General features: G+C 71.4%; 10 protein-coding genes. 3 read left to right on the top strand and 7 right to left on the bottom strand.

What is annotated here, in order from left to right:
• Positions 1 to 174: 174 nt before the first annotated feature.
• From OHA11_RS24305 to OHA11_RS24280, 6 genes are all read right to left on the bottom strand, one after another.
• Positions 175 to 2,451, bottom strand: a complete 2,277-nt coding sequence (locus tag OHA11_RS24305; RefSeq protein ID WP_266499647.1) for a VWA domain-containing protein — start codon at positions 2,449 to 2,451, stop codon at positions 175 to 177.
• A 134-nt stretch (positions 2,452 to 2,585) separates the two neighbouring features.
• The gene (locus OHA11_RS24300) at positions 2,586 to 3,143 is read right to left on the bottom strand and encodes a Pycsar system effector family protein (protein WP_266499646.1); all 558 of its coding nucleotides are present in this window, start codon (positions 3,141 to 3,143) and stop codon (positions 2,586 to 2,588) included.
• Positions 3,140 to 4,972, bottom strand: coding sequence for a hypothetical protein (locus tag OHA11_RS24295; protein WP_266499643.1), 1,833 nt, complete (start codon positions 4,970 to 4,972; stop codon positions 3,140 to 3,142). The genes OHA11_RS24300 and OHA11_RS24295 overlap by 4 nt, the downstream gene beginning before the upstream one ends.
• On the bottom strand, positions 4,965 to 7,661 hold the full coding sequence (locus OHA11_RS24290; protein WP_266499641.1) for a hypothetical protein: 2,697 nt from the start codon (positions 7,659 to 7,661) through the stop codon (positions 4,965 to 4,967). Before OHA11_RS24290 ends, OHA11_RS24295 begins: the two co-directional genes overlap by 8 nt.
• Positions 7,658 to 8,614, bottom strand: a complete 957-nt coding sequence (locus OHA11_RS24285) for a hypothetical protein (RefSeq protein WP_266499640.1) — start codon at positions 8,612 to 8,614, stop codon at positions 7,658 to 7,660. Before OHA11_RS24285 ends, OHA11_RS24290 begins: the two co-directional genes overlap by 4 nt.
• A 216-nt stretch (positions 8,615 to 8,830) precedes the next feature.
• Positions 8,831 to 9,553: a Crp/Fnr family transcriptional regulator gene (locus OHA11_RS24280; protein WP_266499638.1), complete on the bottom strand. Its 723-nt coding sequence runs from the start codon at positions 9,551 to 9,553 to the stop codon at positions 8,831 to 8,833.
• 934 nt (positions 9,554 to 10,487) lie between these two features.
• Between OHA11_RS24280 and OHA11_RS24275 the strand changes: the two genes are divergently transcribed.
• The 3 genes from OHA11_RS24275 (at position 10,488) to OHA11_RS24265 (ending at position 13,771) form a co-directional block, all read left to right on the top strand.
• On the top strand, positions 10,488 to 11,618 hold the full coding sequence (locus OHA11_RS24275) for a sugar ABC transporter substrate-binding protein (protein WP_266499635.1): 1,131 nt from the start codon (positions 10,488 to 10,490) through the stop codon (positions 11,616 to 11,618).
• A gap of 99 nt (positions 11,619 to 11,717) precedes the next feature.
• Positions 11,718 to 12,497 carry an ATP-binding cassette domain-containing protein gene (locus OHA11_RS24270; RefSeq protein ID WP_266499633.1) on the top strand — a complete coding sequence of 260 codons (780 nt, stop codon included), beginning with the start codon at positions 11,718 to 11,720 and terminating at the stop codon, positions 12,495 to 12,497.
• 116 nt (positions 12,498 to 12,613) lie between these two features.
• Positions 12,614 to 13,771, top strand: a complete 1,158-nt coding sequence (locus OHA11_RS24265; protein ID WP_266507414.1) for a sugar ABC transporter permease — start codon at positions 12,614 to 12,616, stop codon at positions 13,769 to 13,771.
• A 219-nt stretch (positions 13,772 to 13,990) separates the two neighbouring features.
• Here OHA11_RS24265 and OHA11_RS24260 read toward each other — a convergent pair whose 3' ends face one another.
• Positions 13,991 to 15,388, bottom strand: a complete 1,398-nt coding sequence (locus OHA11_RS24260; protein WP_266499630.1) for a sporulation protein — start codon at positions 15,386 to 15,388, stop codon at positions 13,991 to 13,993.
• Between the last annotated feature and the right edge of the window lie 327 nt (positions 15,389 to 15,715).

Here is a 15,715-nt window from a genome sequence, read left to right as displayed (position 1 = left end):
GGTACGTCCGGGAAGCGCGCGGCACGACGGCCGCGCTTCACTGCGATGTGCTGCGATGTGCTGCGACCCAATGGGACCCGATGGGACGCGATGTGATGCCGTGCGATGGGACACGGTGTGACGCGGTGCGTGGGGCGGGCGGGGCGGTGACGTGTCCGCCCCGCCCGCCTCGCGTCACAGATACGGGTTGTCGTCGTATCCGCCCCTGGTCCCGCCGCCCCTGTTCCCGCCGGAGCCGGCGGTTGCCGTCTGCGGCCGACTGGGCCTCGGGGGGTGGGTCTCGCCGAGGGCGAGGCTCAGCGTGTCGGTCAGCTGGACCTGACCGTTGGTGGGCACCGGGACCCGGCCGACGCCCGGCTTGCGCAGTACGGCACCGCCCTCACGGCGGCGCTGGACGGCGTACGGACCGTGGTTTCGCCGCTCGATACGCGGACTGCGGTGGGCCTCGGCGACGGCGAACTCGTACCACTGCTTGTTGTTCCCGTGCCCGGCCCGGTGCTCGTTGAGGACCGTGCCGTCGTCCGAGACCAGCCGCAGTACCAGGCCGAACGGGTCCCTGCGGCGCCTGCGCAGTCCCAGCCAGGCGACCACGGCCACCACGGCCAGCGCGATCAGGACGACGCCGGACACGAACGCCCACCAGTACTTCTCCCAGACCTGCTCCCAGAACCCGGGCTCCGGCGTGACCCGCACCGAGAGCGGGGTCCGTACGAGCGTCCGGTCGTCGTCGGTGGTGTCGACGACGGTGACGGTGCCGGCGAGCTTCAGTCCGTCGTCGCCGAGGCGGTCGCCGAAGACGTCCTTGGGAGCGACCTCGACCGTCACCTTGCGGGTGCCCTGCTCACCGGGCTTGAGCGTGATCTCCGCGGGCTTGACGGAGAGCAGCCCGTCCTTCACGTCGGCGACGGACAGCCGCAGGGTGTGCGGGGTGTCGGTGGTGTTGTGGACGGCCAGGTTGCCGGTGACCTCGGCGCCGGGGTGGGTGTCCGCGGCGGGCAGGTCCAGCGCGGTGGTGACGGGCAGCTCGCCGGGCGCGACCGTGCTGCCCTCGCCGCGGGTGTCGGCGCTCAGCCCCGCGGCCGTGAGGGTCGCGCTCACCTTCAGTGCCCCGTCGGCGTCCTCCGGGATCGTCGCGGTACCGGTGAAGGAGCCGTCGCTCGGGTCGGGGTCGGGCCCCTTGCCGTTGTCGGCGAGGTCCAGTGCCAGCGGGGAGAAGCCGTCCCCGGTCAGCTCGCTGCGCACGCGCAGCCCCGCGTAGTCGCGCGGGTCCTTGATCTCGTAACCCTCACGCGTCTGCAGCCGCATGGTGACCGTGACCTTCTCGCCGGCCTGCGGCGAGGGCGGGTCCATGGTGATGGCGCCGCGCAGCTCGCCCTGCCACAGCACGCTGACGGCGACGGGCAGCGAGCGGTGCCCCTCCGGGGCCTCGGCCTTCACCTTCCAGATGCCGGGCAGCGGGTCGACGACCTTCAGCGCCTCGACGGTGCCACTGCCGCCCGCCCGCTCGAAGCGGGAATTCTTGTACGTACCGGAGGTCGGGACCTTGTCACCGGCCGGGTCGATGTAGCTGATCCTCACCTCGGGGTCGCCCTTGTCGACGACGATGCTGCCCACGGTCGCCAGCGGTGAGATGCCGATCTCCAGGGTGGCCGGCGGCCGCTTGCTGGGGCCCTCCTCGTGACGCAGGCAGTGGGCGGCGGCGAAGATCTTCTCCAGCGTGGTGCCGACGTCCTTCGCGCCGGAGACCTTGTGGGCCTTCGGGGTGGCGGAGGGCAGTTCGACGCAGCCCTTCTGGTAGCCGCCGGCGGCGATCCGGTCGAGCTGCCTCTTGTCCGGGTCGGAGCCGAAGCCCAACGGCCAAATTTGGACGCCCTGTTCGGCGGCGTCCTTCAGCGCCGCCGTCAACTGCCGTTCGCCCTCGGCCGCCCGGTGGTCGGGGTCGCCGTACTTGCTGCTGTCGGTGACGTCCATCTTCCCGTCGGTCAGCAGGAACAGCACCCGGGGCTCCGACTCGTCGGTGCCGTCGGTCAGGTCGTGCACGCCCTGCCTGATCGCGCTCGGGTAGTCGGTGCCGGTGCCCTCGCTCTTCTTGCGGCTGCGCAGCTTTCCGACACAGTCGCCGATCGTCTCGCGGCCCGCGATGTCGAGCGCGGTGCGCGGGCACACCGGGTCCACCGCGCGCTGGTCGCTGGACTCGGCGGCGGCGAAGCCGAAGACCGTGACATGGGACGACGAGGAGACGTCGCCCAGCGCGATGCGCGCGGCGGCGGCCTTCTCGGCCTTCATGTCCTCGGGCGCGAGGCTGGCCGACTCGTCCACGGCCACCGCGTAGTTGACCGCCGGGAAGGCCGGTGCGGAGTCCGCCGCGGGCACCGGATCCTGACCGGCCGGTGCCAGCAGGGACGCGAACACCGCGGTGCCGCCCAGCACCGAGACCGCGGCGCGGCGCACCCGGCCCCTTCCTGATTGCCGTCTGTCCGTGACTCTTCCCACGGCGTCCCCCGATTCTCGGTTCGTGTTCGTGTTCGTGTTCGTTTTCGCGTTCTCTGCGTTTTCGTGTGTGGTGCGGGTCGGCCGGCCGTGTGTCAGCGCGCGGTCAGACCCCAGACCAGGGCCAGTGCCGCCGACGGGGCGAGCGAGCCCACTCCCCAGCGGATGGCCCGGTACTTGGCGGACAGGATCGAGCTGGCGTCCACGGCCTGGACGAGCAGCCACTCGGCGGGATCGCGCGCGGCCTCGGTCATCCGGGCGGACAGCCCCGCGAGGTCGAGGGGCGCCACCAGATCACCGAAGTACGTCACCCCGTCCCGGCCGCGGTTCGTGCCGGTACGCGGCAACAGCGCCCCGACCAGTGCGGTCACCGCGACGGCCCAGAGCACACCGGCGAGGACCAGCGTCACGTCGCGGAGCCCGTCCCAGCCGGGGCTGCCGTGCCACCCGACCAGGAACGCGGGCAGCGCGAGCGTCCCCGACAGCAGCACGGCCGCCTTGGAGTCGGCCCGGCCGAGGTCCTCCCGGGCCGTGCTCAACAGGCGTTCGGCCATGCGCTCCCCCGACCTGTCGTGCCCGCGCAGACCCCCGTCCGGCGCGGGCACGACGAGGTCGGGGGAGGTCCGTGCCGACGCCGCACCGTCGGCGGTCATCGGTCCTCTTCTTCCGTCCAGGACCATCCGTCGTCCTCGGAACGTCTACGGCGACGCGGCGGCTCCTCCGCCTGTCCGAGGCGGTCGTCCGGGTAGTAGGGCTCGGGCTGGTAGGCCTCGGGTCGGCGAGGCTCGGGCTGATAGGTGTCGCGCCGGGCGGGGGCGCGCGACCCGTCGTACGCGGCGCCGTCGCGCGGGTCGTCGCGCCGGTCTTCGCGCCGGTCGTCGCGCGGCTCGTACGGCTCCGGCCGGTAGGTCTCGCGCCGCGTGCGGGACCGTGGCCGGTCGTCCTCGGAGTCCGCTCCCGAGTAGAGCTCGGGCCGCTGCGGCGGGCGCCGATCACGGGAACGCGGCTCGTCGTACCCGTAGTCCGACTCGGGCCGGCGGGCCTGCTGCCGGTCCCGGGAACGCGGTCCGTCGTACGCGGCGTCGTCTCCTGGGCGCGGGGCATCCGCCCGATAGGGCTCCGGCTGATAGCGGTCCGAACGGTGGGACTCGGACCGCTGGGACTCCGAACGCTGGGACTCCGAACGCTGGGACTCCGAACGCTGGGACTCCGGCCGGTGAGGCTCCGGTCGATAGGCCTGCCGTCGCGCGCGGGAGCGTGGTTCGTCGTACCCGGCGTCGTACCCGGCGTCGTATTCGGAGTCATATCCGGCGTCGTCTCCCGGGTACGGCCCCCTCCGGTCGGACTCTTGGCGGTCGATCCCCCGGCCGTCAGACCCTCGACCGTCGATCCCCCGGCCGTCAGACCCTCGACCGTCGGACCCCCGGCCGTCAGACCCCCGGCGGCTGGCCCCCTGGCTGCCGGCCTCTTGGCGGTCGGGCTCGCCCCTGGAGGGCTCCGCCCGGTGGGGCCGTCGCCGGGGCGGTTCGTCCGATGCCCAGTCCGGGTTGAACGGGCGGTCGGCGGACGGCTCCAGCTGCCGGGGCTCCCGACGGGCGGGCACCGTCCCGATGGGCCCCACCATCGGCCTGCCGACGCCCTGGTTGAGGAGGTTCAGGACCTGGGTCTCCACGTCGACGGTGGCGAGTTCACCCCGGGAGGCCATGGCGAAGAGCCGGGCGACCCGGTCCTTCTCGTCCTGCCTGCCCTCCTGGCGGATCTTCTCCAGGAAGTCCTTGGCCCCCTCCGGATCGGCGGCCAGCATGAAGCTGAGCTGCTCCAGCTCCCCGCCCTGGAGCATGCGCCGGAACGACTCCTGCCGCAGCCGGGTCACCTTGGCCTGGGCGTGCGCGTCCCGCTCCTCGTCGGCGTGCTCGATGGTCCGGTCGTCCACCCGCAGCCGGACGTACAGCCGTACCCGCAGGCCGAGTTCGGAGCCCAGGTCGGCCCAGCGACCGCCGACGCACTCACGCGTGATGGCGCGGTTGGCCGCCTCGGCCTCGTTCACCCGGTAGGTCGTGGTGACCTCGCACAGCCGCTCCAGCACCGGGGAGGTGAGCCGGTTGGCGACATCGGTCACCACCTCAAGGGCGGCCAGATGGGGATCGGTCACGCGCCACTCGATGTCCACCTCGGCCTTGAAGAAGGTGGTGCCGCCGGCGGCCGGCAACTCCATCTGCAGCGGCGTCACATAGGTGCCGAGCGCGATCTCGCAGATGCTGTGCGGCCTCGCCAGCGCCCGCTTCTCGACGTGCTGGACGCCGGATGCCTTGATGACGCTGTAGCCGCCGTTGCGGTAGAACTGCACCAGCGCCGACCGGGGGCTCACCCGCGGAAGGCCGTCCGTCAGCGTGTTGTAGTCCTTCAGGAACGGACCCGCGGGCCCCGAGGCCGCGGGCGCCTCCTCCGCCGCGCCCGCCGCCTCGTCCTCGTCCTCAGACATAGCTCTCCTCCTCGCGCGTCCCATCCCGGCGCGGCCTCCCCTGGCGCGGCCGTTCCAGGCGCGCGCGCTCGTCCGTCGCGACGGCGAGCCACCACAGGTCGCGTGCCATCGCGTCGGGGAACGGCTTCTCCGGGTCGTTCATCATTCGGCGCAGCAGCCAGTCCAGCCGCCGCCGGTCGTGCTCGTCGGTCGCCAGCGCGGGCAGCAGGGCCGCCAGTCCCGGCCGGGTCCACTCGGTGCCGTCCTTGCGCACGGCCGACCGCAGGAGCGTCTCCAGCGCGTCCATCGCCACGTCCTTCGACCGCGCCGTGTTCATCGCGGTCCACATCAAGTCGGCCATGGGGCCCGCCAGTTCGGGCCGGACGGCGGCGAGGGCGAGCGGCAGCGGCCAGTCACCGCGGTCGCCCAACGGCGAGTCGGGGCCGCCCAACGGGGAGTCTGGGTCGTCCGTCAGCACCTCCTCCACGGTGGTCAGCGCCATCCGGACGGTGGTCACCAGGCCCAGGTCCTGGTACGGCTCGCGCTTGTGGTGGGTCCACTCGCCCATCCGCGCCAGCACCTCCTCGGCGTCCAGCAGCGCCAGCAGCCGTACGACGTTGAAGGAGGCGACCGCCAGCTGCTCCCCGTCGTCACGCACCCCGATCCGGGCCAGCGCGTCCAGGGCGTCGTCGGTCGTGGCCGCGGCGCTGCCGTAGCCCAGCGCCATCGCCGCCGTCCAGCGCAGCGACTTGGTGCCGTTCCTGCTCCAGTCGCCGACCAGCTTGTGCACCGTCCGGCGGTGCGAGTCATGACCGGCGGCCTGGTCCATGGTGGTGGCCGCGAAGATCCGCCGACGGGCCGTGGCCGCCTCGGCGAGCGGCCGCACCAGCTCCGTATAGCCGTGGTCGAAGTCCCGTACGCACAGCTCCCCGGCGGCGACCGCAGCACGCATCCACACCTGGGAGCGCGGATCGTCCGCCAGCAGCCGCAGCCAGCGCACCACCGGCGCCCGGACCGGGAAGTGCCGGTCCCACAGCTCGGTCAGCACCGCGGACGGCAGGGCGGAACCCCGGTACCAGATCAGCCGGGCCGGTACGTCGTGCCCGGCCACCTCGACCTTGCCGTCGACCACCTCGGCGCGCGAGAGCGCCCGATCGGCTTCCGGGTCGTCGCAGAACAGCGGGCGGGCCGGTGTGTTGTCCGGGTCGGACTGGACGGACAGTTCCCAGGTCAGCAGGTGCGCGGCGGTGGCCACGGCACTGTAGGAGGCCCCGCCGAGCACGGCCAGCGCGATCCGGAACGCCACCGGGTGGAACAGCGTCGCCGTGTCCGGCCGTCCCGCCTTCCCGTCCGTCCGCTCCGTCTCGGTCCGGGGCGCCGTCAGCGTCCGGTCCACTCCGGCGAACCACTCCTGCGCCTGCCCGGCGGCGAGGCTGCGGCAGCTGGCGAGCAGACCCTCGTACGAGCCGTCCCCCAGCACATGCCCGGCGAGCAGCGACGCGAGCAACTCGGCCTCGGCGGGGCGCAGATCCTTCAGCCCGACCGCGTCCTTGACCTCGGCCCGGTCCGCGAGCTCGGCCGCGCGGGCCAGCAGCTCGTCCAGCGAGGTCTCGCCTTCTCCCGCCTCGTCCTCCCCGGCCTCGTCCGCCCGTGCCTCGGCTTCGGCGGCACGGTCCTCCAGCCGCTCCCGCAGCCGGGTGGCGAGCAGTTCCCCGGTGGGCGCGGGCGGGCATAGCATGCCGTACCGCCCGGCGAGCAGCGGATTCGCCGCCGAGCCCACCGCCACGACGATCACCGCGAAGGCCTCGCGGCGGGCCAGGGCCGCGGCGAGCTCGTCGAGGTCCATCTCGTCCGGGGGCAGCACACCGGGCCGGGTGAGGGACAGCTCCAGCAGATACCCGGTACCGCGCCGGGCCTCCTCGCCCTCCCCGCCCCGCGGCTCGTCCAGCGACGCGGCCAACTGCCGTACCCCGCCGTCCGGATCGACCCGCAGCACGCGGGGTCCGGCCGCGGGCTCCGCGTCCGTCCCGTCCGCCGCGGCGGTGGTGACCTCGTCGAGGAGCGAGAGCGCCGTACTCGTACGTCCGGTGCCCGGCGCGGCCCCGAGCACCAGCAGCCGCCGGGAGCGGAGCGCTTTGCGCAGTCGTACGTACCCCTGTGGCTCCACGTGGACCCGGCGGAGCCTGCGCAGTTCCTCGTCGGGCACGGGTCCGCTGCGCATGCCCGCACCGGGCAGGCGGGAGCCCAGCAGCAGGTTGATGTTGTCGCCGATGTGGGCGCTCTGGAGCTGCGAGTGGGCGAAGCTGATCAGGTCCCGGCGGACGTCGAACAACTGCCGGGTGGCGCGGCGCGTCCGCGCGGCGGCGGCGAGATCGGTGGGCCCGTCCTCCCCCTGCTCGTCGAGGGGATCCCGGGTACGTTCCTTGAACCGCCCGGCGGCGCGCTCCCGCTCCCTCTCCCGTTCCTTCTCCTGCTCGCGCTCTTTCTCCGCGGCCTCGGATTCGGCCTCAGCGTCGGCCTCGGACGACTTCCCGTCGCCGCCCTTGCCCTCGTCGTCGCGGGACCGGTCGTCGTCCTTGGCCTTCCTGCCGTCCCGGTCCTGCCTCTTGTCGTCCCCGGACCTCTTGTGGTCGGCGTCGGGCGACCGGCCCTCGGCCGGCTTCTCGGGGGCGTCGTCGGCCGCGCCGCCCGCCTGCTCGTCGTCGCTCACTCGGCTCGGCCCTTCTCCTGCTGGGTGCCGTGGTCGGTGCCGTTGTCAGTGCCCTTGTCGGTGGTCCGGCCGATGTGTACGGGGGCCCGGTAGACGTTGTCGTGGTGCTGGGACATGTCGCCGTGGACGGTGTAGCGGGCGCGGGCGCCGGCGGGGCCGGGCCGGTGGCCGGACATGGTGTCGCCGAGGTCCTCGAAGTCATCGCTGTCGTCGGCTTCGTCGGCCTCGCTGGCCTCGTCGGCAGCGGCTGGTGACGGCGAAGGCGAAGCGGGTGCCACTGCCGTCGCTGGTGTCACGGCCGGTGCCGAGGCCCCTGCTGCTGCCTCTGCTGCTGCCCCTGCTGCTGCGGCCTGAGGAATCTCCGGAGCGAGCCGTCCGGGCAGGTGGAACCAGGCGGTGACCTCGCCCTCCTTGAGCTCCAGCCGGGCCGAGGAGTAGTGCGCGGGCTCGATGAACTTGCCGCCGCTGCTGACCACCTCCTCGTACAGGGACTGGGAGGTCACCAGCACGAGGTCGGCCTTCTCGGCGTCGAGGAGTTCACGGGCGACGGGAGAGTCGGCCAGCCGGCAGGCGAGGTCGACGGCGCGACCGCTGATACCCCGGCCGTCGTGCCGGACCGGACCGACGTTCATGCCGATGCGCAGCCCGAGCGGTACGGCCAGACCGCGGTTCTCGTCCCGCAGCTTCTCGTGCGCCTCGATCAGCCACAGCCCGAGCAGCCGGCTCGCCGCGATCCGGCCCGCGACCGACAGCAGCACGCCGTCGCCGCGGTCCTCCATGTGGACGGCGTCCCGCGCCACCTTGGCGTGGGTGAACGCCGTCTCCAGCACCCGGTAGATGCGGTCGCGCATCCGCGGCTTGTCCGCGTCGTCATAGGCGCCGGAACGTCTGGCGTCGACGCTGATCACCAACTCGTAGTGCGCTTCGGTGAGTTCCGGAACGTCGTGGTTCACCCATGCCCCCCTGCATGCTCTGTTTCTGTCCGCTTGCCGAAAAGGTCGTTCGTCCTGCCGAAAAGGTCGTTCGTCCTGCCGAAGAGGCGGTCCGCCTGTCGAAAGGGCGGTCCGTCCGGTCGAAGAGGCGGTGCGTCCCGCCAGGTCCGTCCCCCCTCAGCGTCGGGCCCTGGGCGGAGGACGTCTGTAGCCGTTTACACACGGCGGGGCGGGGGTTTACTCCTGATGGCCGTCCGCGAGAAGGGCGAGCAGGGCGGGATCGAGGATCTCGACCATGCGGTTGCCGGTGCGCACGACGTGCTGGGTGCGCAGGAGGCGCAGGGCCTTGGCGACGGCTTCCCTGGTGGCCCCTATCGTGGCGGCCAGCTCGTCCTGGGCCAGCTGGACGATGGGGCCCGCGGTCGTGGGGCCTCTCGAAGGGCCCGCCGCGGCCGGGGTGTAGGGGCCGACGGTTTCGGGCCCCGACAGTTCGGTGAGCCGGCTGGCCAGGCGCTGCAACACCGTGAGGGAGGCGAGCGCGGAACGTTCCTGGTCGGCGCTGCGGAGCCGGAAGGTGAGCTGGCGTATCACCAGTCCGCTGACCCGGGGATTCAGGGCGAGGAAACGCCGGAACGCGTCCCCGGATATGACCTGGGCCTCTATGGGACCCAGCGCGCGCACGGTGGCGCTGCGCGGATGCGGATCCAACGCGGCCATCTCACCGAGCAGTTCACCCGGGCCGCGCAGGCCGAGTATCAGCCGGGTGGCCCCACGGTCCGTTGCCACGGATACGGTCACCCACCCCCGAATTATGATCAAGACGTGACTGGACCGGTCACCCTCTGTCAGGAGATGGGCATCGGCCTCATAGCGCTTTTGATTGCCGAGGGCCATGACGCTCTCGCGCTCCTGGGCGGTCAGAGCACGCGCGAACGCCAGCTCATTGCCGAGCAGCCCCATGACCGGTCCCCCCGCTGCAGTCCGGACACCTGGATTTTTGGTGGGTGTTGATGGTGACAGAGCGAAGTTTTGCACCGAGTGATTTGCGCCACACCAGGTGTACTGACCGGTAATTGCGGAATGCCAGGTAGGTCGCCCTCCGGCCCACATCTCCGTCACACTCCGCCACCGACGCCCATCGCAGGTCGTACGCCCGCTGCGCCCATCCGGGCGAACGATCGTGAGGTCAGAACCCGGCACTCGAACGAGGAGCCGACTCGGCACGGGACATCGCTCACCGGCGGGTGAGTTGGCGAAAACTCGGGTTTGCCCTGTGAAGGGGGTGAGGAGGAGGTGGGGGCGACGTGAGGGGCTCGGCAGGCCGGGAGGGGCCCGCGGGACGAGGAGCCGGCGCGACTCACCGGCCCGCCAGGACCACCCCCTCCGGCGGTCGGAATCGGCACCCCGGCCGCCGCCCACCGAATTCCACCCTCGGCACGGACGGACAACAGCTGACGCTTCCCGAGCACACAACTCCGCGAGCGCATACCGGAGTTGAACCGGAGTTACGACGCGGCGAGCCATCGCCAGGGCCGTACGGGCGGACGGACGCAACGGCGGAAACGACTCGGGCCATGAGCTCACGAGCAGGCACTCCACCACCCCACCGCAGCCCCGCGAGGCGCGACTGCGGGCACGGCACGCCACCAGAAGACCTTCCCGTGACTACGGGAACCGACCCCGGCCATCCACTCGACGCACGAACGGATGGCCGACCTTGCCGCCGAGGCCGGACGGGCGGACGGACCGGCGGGCGGCCGGGCGGACTGCTGGACAGGCGGTCGGCCGGGCAGGCGGCCGAACCCGACCAGGCCGACACAGACAGCTTGGTTACGCTTGGCACTAAGAGCCTATTACGGGGTAATCTCGGACAAATTTTCCTAAGGAACCGACAATGGGTCTCGGTGTCAGCCTTCGGGCCGTGAAGTGCAGGTCCCTCATCCGTGTGTCCGTGGCGGTCACGGTGGCCGCCGGTCTGGCCCTGACCGGGGCCTGCGGCGGGGACAGCGGGGGCGGTGGGGGCTCTGGGGGCGGCGACGACAGCCTCACCGTCGGCCTGCTGCTCCCGGGTGGCGGAGCCTCGCGCTTCGGGCAGTTCGACAGGCCTCTGATCGAGAAGAGGCTGAAGGAGCTGTGCCCGGACTGCCCGGCAGCGAACGTCGCCGCCACACTTGAACCGACGGTCCAGCGACAGCAGCTCGACGCCATGATCGCCAGGGGTGTGGACGTCCTGATCATCGCCGTCGTCGACCCCACGGCGCTGCGCTCGTCGATCGAGGCCGCGCACCGGGCCGGTATCCCGGTCGTCGCCTATGACCGGCTCGCGCAGGGCCCGATCTCCGGTTACGTCACCTTCGACGGAGCGACGGTCGGCAGGCTCCAGGGCGAGGGGCTCCTGAAGGCCATGGGCGCGAAGGCGAACGGCGGCCAGATCGTCATGATGAACGGCGCCACGATCGATCCCAATGCCGGCTGGTTCAAGCGGGGCGCACTCTCCGTCCTCGACGGCAAGGTGAAGATCGGCAAGTCGTACGACACCGTCGGATGGCGGCCGGAGAACGCCTACGTGAACATGACCGGCGCCATCGCCGCCCTGGGCGCGGGCAACATCGACGGCGTTCTGGCCGCCAATGACAGCCTCGCCGGAGCCGTGATCTCCGCCTTCGAGGCCACGGGAGTCAGGCCGCTGCCCCCGGTCACCGGCCAGGACGCCGACCTCCCGGCCGTACGACGCATCGTCGCGGGCGAGCAGTACATGACCGTCTACAAACCCTTCAAGCCCGCGGCCGACGCCGCCGTCGAGATGGCCGTCGCCCTGGGGCGCGGGGAGACGGTCGAGTCCATCGCCACCGGCACCGTCGACAGCGCCACCACCAAGGACATCCCCGCGGTCCTGCTCCCGTCGGTGTCGGTGACCGTCGGCAACATCAAGAACACGCTGGTAAAGGATGGTCTGTACACGATCAACCAGATATGTACGCCGAAGCTCCGGTCCGCCTGCGACAAGGCCGGACTCACCCCATGAGCGGTCCCTGAAGGACGAGCTTTCCGCGAAGAGAGCGTTCCCCGAAGGACGAGTTTCCCCGAAGGACAGGCGTTCCCCGAAGGTGGAAGGAGGTGGCCCGTGCCGGTTCAGCCCCTGCTGGCGTTGCGCGGCGTCTCCAAGCGCTTCGCCGCCGTCCAGGCGCTGGTGGACGTGGAGCTGGAGATCAGGGCCGGGGAGGTGGTCGCCCTGGTCGGCGACAACGCCGCCGGAAAGTCCACCCTGGTAAAGGTGATCTCGGGGGTCGCTCCCGCCGACAAGGGCGTCATCGAGTGGCAGGGCAGTGCCGTCCAGATCAAGCGTCCCCAGGACGCCCGGGCCCTCGGGATCGCGACCGTCTACCAGGACCTCGCGATGTGCGGCAACCTCGACGTCGTCGGCAACCTCTACCTCGGCCGGGAGATCCACCGGTTCGGCATCCTCGACGAGGTGGAGATGGAGCGCCGCACCCGCGAGCTCCTACAGACCCTGTCCATCCGTATCCCCGACGTACGCGCACCGCTCGCCACCCTGTCCGGCGGCCAGCGGCAGGTCGTCGCGATCACCCGCTCGTTCGTCAGCGCGCCCAGGCTGCTCCTGCTCGACGAGCCCACCGCCTCCCTGGGCATCGCGCAGACCAATCAGCTCCTCGACCTCATCGAGCAGGTGCGCGACCGGGGCGCCGGAGTGCTCCTGATCAGCCACAACATGGGTGACATCAAGGCGGTCGCCGACCGGGTCGCCGTCCTGCGTCTGGGCCGCAACAACGGCCTCTTCAACGTGAACACCACCTCCCAGGAACAGATCATCTCCTCCATCACCGGCGCGTCGGACAACGCCGCCGGCCACCGCCCGACCCGCCCGGAGGAGGCATGGCCGTGAGGTGGAAGAGGACCGGGGCGGGCACCGGTGGGAGCGGGGCGGACGCCGGTGGGACCGGGGCAGACGCCGGTGGGACCGGGGCGGAGGCCGGTGGGACCGGAGCGGGCACCGGTTGGGTGCGCCGCAGACTTCACCGAGGTGAGCTCGGCCCGGCCCCGGCCCTGCTCGCTCTCGCCGTGACCTGGACGGTCTTCCAGAGCCTCAACGACAACTTCCTCTCGCCACGCAACCTGTCCGTGCTCAGCGTGGACATCGTCGGGACCGGCATGATCGCCGTCGGCATCGTCTTCGTGCTGCTGATCGGCGAGATCGACCTGTCGGTGGGCTCGGTCGCCGGCCTGGCGGGCGCGGTGTTCGCGACGCTCAACGTGAACCTCGGCATGCCGGAATGGCTCGCCGTGCTCATCGCGGTGATCTGCGGTACGGCCACCGGGGCCACGCAGGGGTTCTTCTTCGCGAGAATCGGCGTACCCGCGTTCGTCGTCACCCTCGCGGGCCTGCTGGCCTGGAACGGCCTGATGCTCTACCTGCTGGGCCCTGAGACGTCCATCAACTTCAGCGAGGACGGGCTGGTCGCCATGCTGACCAGCCGCTACTTCAGCGCCGCTGCGGTCACCTACGGCCTGGCGGCGCTCGGCACCGCCGCGTACCTCCTCGTCTCGTACCACGACCGCAGACGCCGCGGCGCCGCCGGAATGCCGTACCGGCCGGTGGGCGAGATCTGGGCACGCACGGCGCTCGTCGCGGTGATCGCGTTCGCCGTCGTGTACGTACTGGGCCGGTTCGAGGGCCTGCCGCTGGCACTCCTGATCTTCCTCGGCGTCATCGTCGTCTCGGACCTCTTCCTGCGCCGCACGACCTACGGCCGACAGGTCCTCGCACTGGGCGGCGGCGCGGAGGCGGCCCGGCGGTCCGGCGTCGATGTGGCACGCGTCCGGATCGCGGTGTTCCTGGTGTCGGGCACCCTGGCCGCGGTCGGCGGCCTGTTCGTGGCGTCCCGCCTCTCCTCGGCGACCCAGGTCCCGGGCTCCGGCATGCTCCTGATCAACGCCATCGCCGCGGCCGTAATCGGCGGCACCAGCCTGTTCGGCGGCCACGGCACGACCTGGTCCGCCCTGCTGGGCGTACTCATCATCCAGTCGATCGCCTCGGGCATGGCCCTACTGGGAGTCGAACCCGCGGTCCAGTTCATGATCACGGGCGGAGTGCTGCTCACCGCGGTGGTCTTCGACTCACTGGCACGGCGGGCGGGGGAGTCGCGGGGGCGGGCTTGAGGGGTGAGGGATAGGGATGCCGGGTCACCCGGCCCGAGCTGGTCATGAAGTCGAGCCCCGGCTCGGGCCGGGAGCGTCGCAAGTGGGGAGTCGACTCGTACGCCGAATGCTTCGGTCGTCCAGCGGACGAACTCCGATGCCGCCTCGCGTACGGCGTCAACGGCGGCCGGGATCAAGGGGTTCGGGTCCGTGGACCGGTGAGACCTGATCCTGGATTCATCAGGCTGCGACGCCGAGTTCCTTCCTCGTCCGGTGGATGAACTGGCGGACAGCCGGCTCGCGGCGCCAAGGAGCGAGGGCGGTGTTGAATTCACGGACGTAGTCCAGGGCTCGGGTGGACTGGACACGGGCGAGGATGTCGACGGACCGGTTGCCGAGTTCGAGGCCGTGGTCGAGGTCGCGGGCCTGAAGGTGGGCCGTTCCGACGATGGCGAGGCGCATGCCGACGGAGCGGGTGAACGCTCCGGTCGGCATGGCGGCGGCCCGCTTGTTCCAGGCGAGGGCGGCCTTGGGGTTCTTCAGGTCGCGGAAGACCTCGGCGGCGTCGGCGGAGAGGCGGGCGTGGTGATAGAAGTCGATCCACGCGGGCTCGTCGCCACTGTCCTCCTTCGCCTGGCCCAGGAGGTCCTCGGAGGCAGCCAGCGCCCGTGAGGCGGCCCGGGGGGCGTTCTCGCGGGCGTGAGCCCGTGCCTCGATGAGTTTGGTGAACGCCAGCACCCTCGGTGCCGTCTGGCCCTTGGCCCGCTCGAAGGCGCCCTGGGCCATATCGACGGCCTCGCTCGCGAAGCCGCGCAGGAGTGACTGCATGGCCATGGTGGTCAGGACATAGCAGCCGAGCTGGACGTCGCCGCCCGCGCGGGCGAGGCGGAGGGCCTGGATGAAGTGCCGCTGCGCGGCTTCGTGCTGGCCGACGTCGAAGGCCGTCCAGCCCGCGAGCCGGGACAACTCACCGGTGACGGAGAAGAGTTCGCGGCCGATCTCATCGGAGAAAGAGCCTTGCAGGAGTGGGGAGGCCCGGTGTTCGAGGCAGTCGGTGACGGAGTTGGCTTTCCAGTTCCCACCGCCGTATTTGGAGTCCCAGTGGCGGGCGTGGTCGGCGGCCTCGCGCAGTTCGTCGAGGTCGGTGCGGCCGACCTGCCGGCCGCCCTGGTGGTCCGCGGTGTCGTCGGCGGGGTTGACCAGCCATCGGGTGACGGGCGTGGTGAACGCGGACACGGCGAAGCCGGAGGTGCCGGTGGTGAGGAAGTCGCGGCGGTTCACGGAGCTCCAGAACGAAGTGGCGACGCGGATGGCGTCGGCGGGATTCCGCGGGAAATCCAACCCCATGTTCGCGTCAGGTGTCTCCGCCTCGCCCATACCGATCTCGGTGAGATGGACGGGCCGGCCCAGTCTCTCGCCGATGGCCTGGGCCAACAGCTTCGGCACCGGCCATTTCGGCGTCATGCCGCGCCGGACCCAGTTCGCGACGGAGGTATGTGAGTAGTCCTTCTCCGTCCCGGCTTCGCGAGCGAGCTGGTTGACGCGGTGAGCCAGGGACTTGTGGCTCGCACCGCAGGCGTCGATGAGCCGGGCCAGGTCCGCGTTGGGCGGGCGGGGCCGGCGGACGGTCGATGCCACGACGTCCCCCTTGACCAGGTACTGGAGCATTGCGCACGCGAGGCCGTACTCGAATCGAGCCCAGAAGTGGCACGCGACGGCCGCTGAGCACGTCCGTCCGTACGCGATGTCTGCCGAGTACGAAGAGCCGTACGCATCCCGCGTGTTGGGTCACCGAGGGTATTGCCTCTGGGCCCGCGGTGAACCACGCATGCGAGTTGTGAGCCCCCTTGCGAGCCCTGCCCGGTCTTCCTCGCGACCGCTGTGATGAAGGTCCGGGCCACCGCCGGAACCGGAGAGATCTCCTTCCGGTGGTGACCGCCGCCAAGGCGTCCCAACCACCCTCGG

This window comes from Streptomyces sp. NBC_00878 (genome assembly GCF_026341515.1).
Classification (GTDB): domain Bacteria; phylum Actinomycetota; class Actinomycetes; order Streptomycetales; family Streptomycetaceae; genus Streptomyces.
Note: the sequence above shows the minus strand (reverse complement) of the source record. Positions and strands in the feature narration are given on the sequence as shown.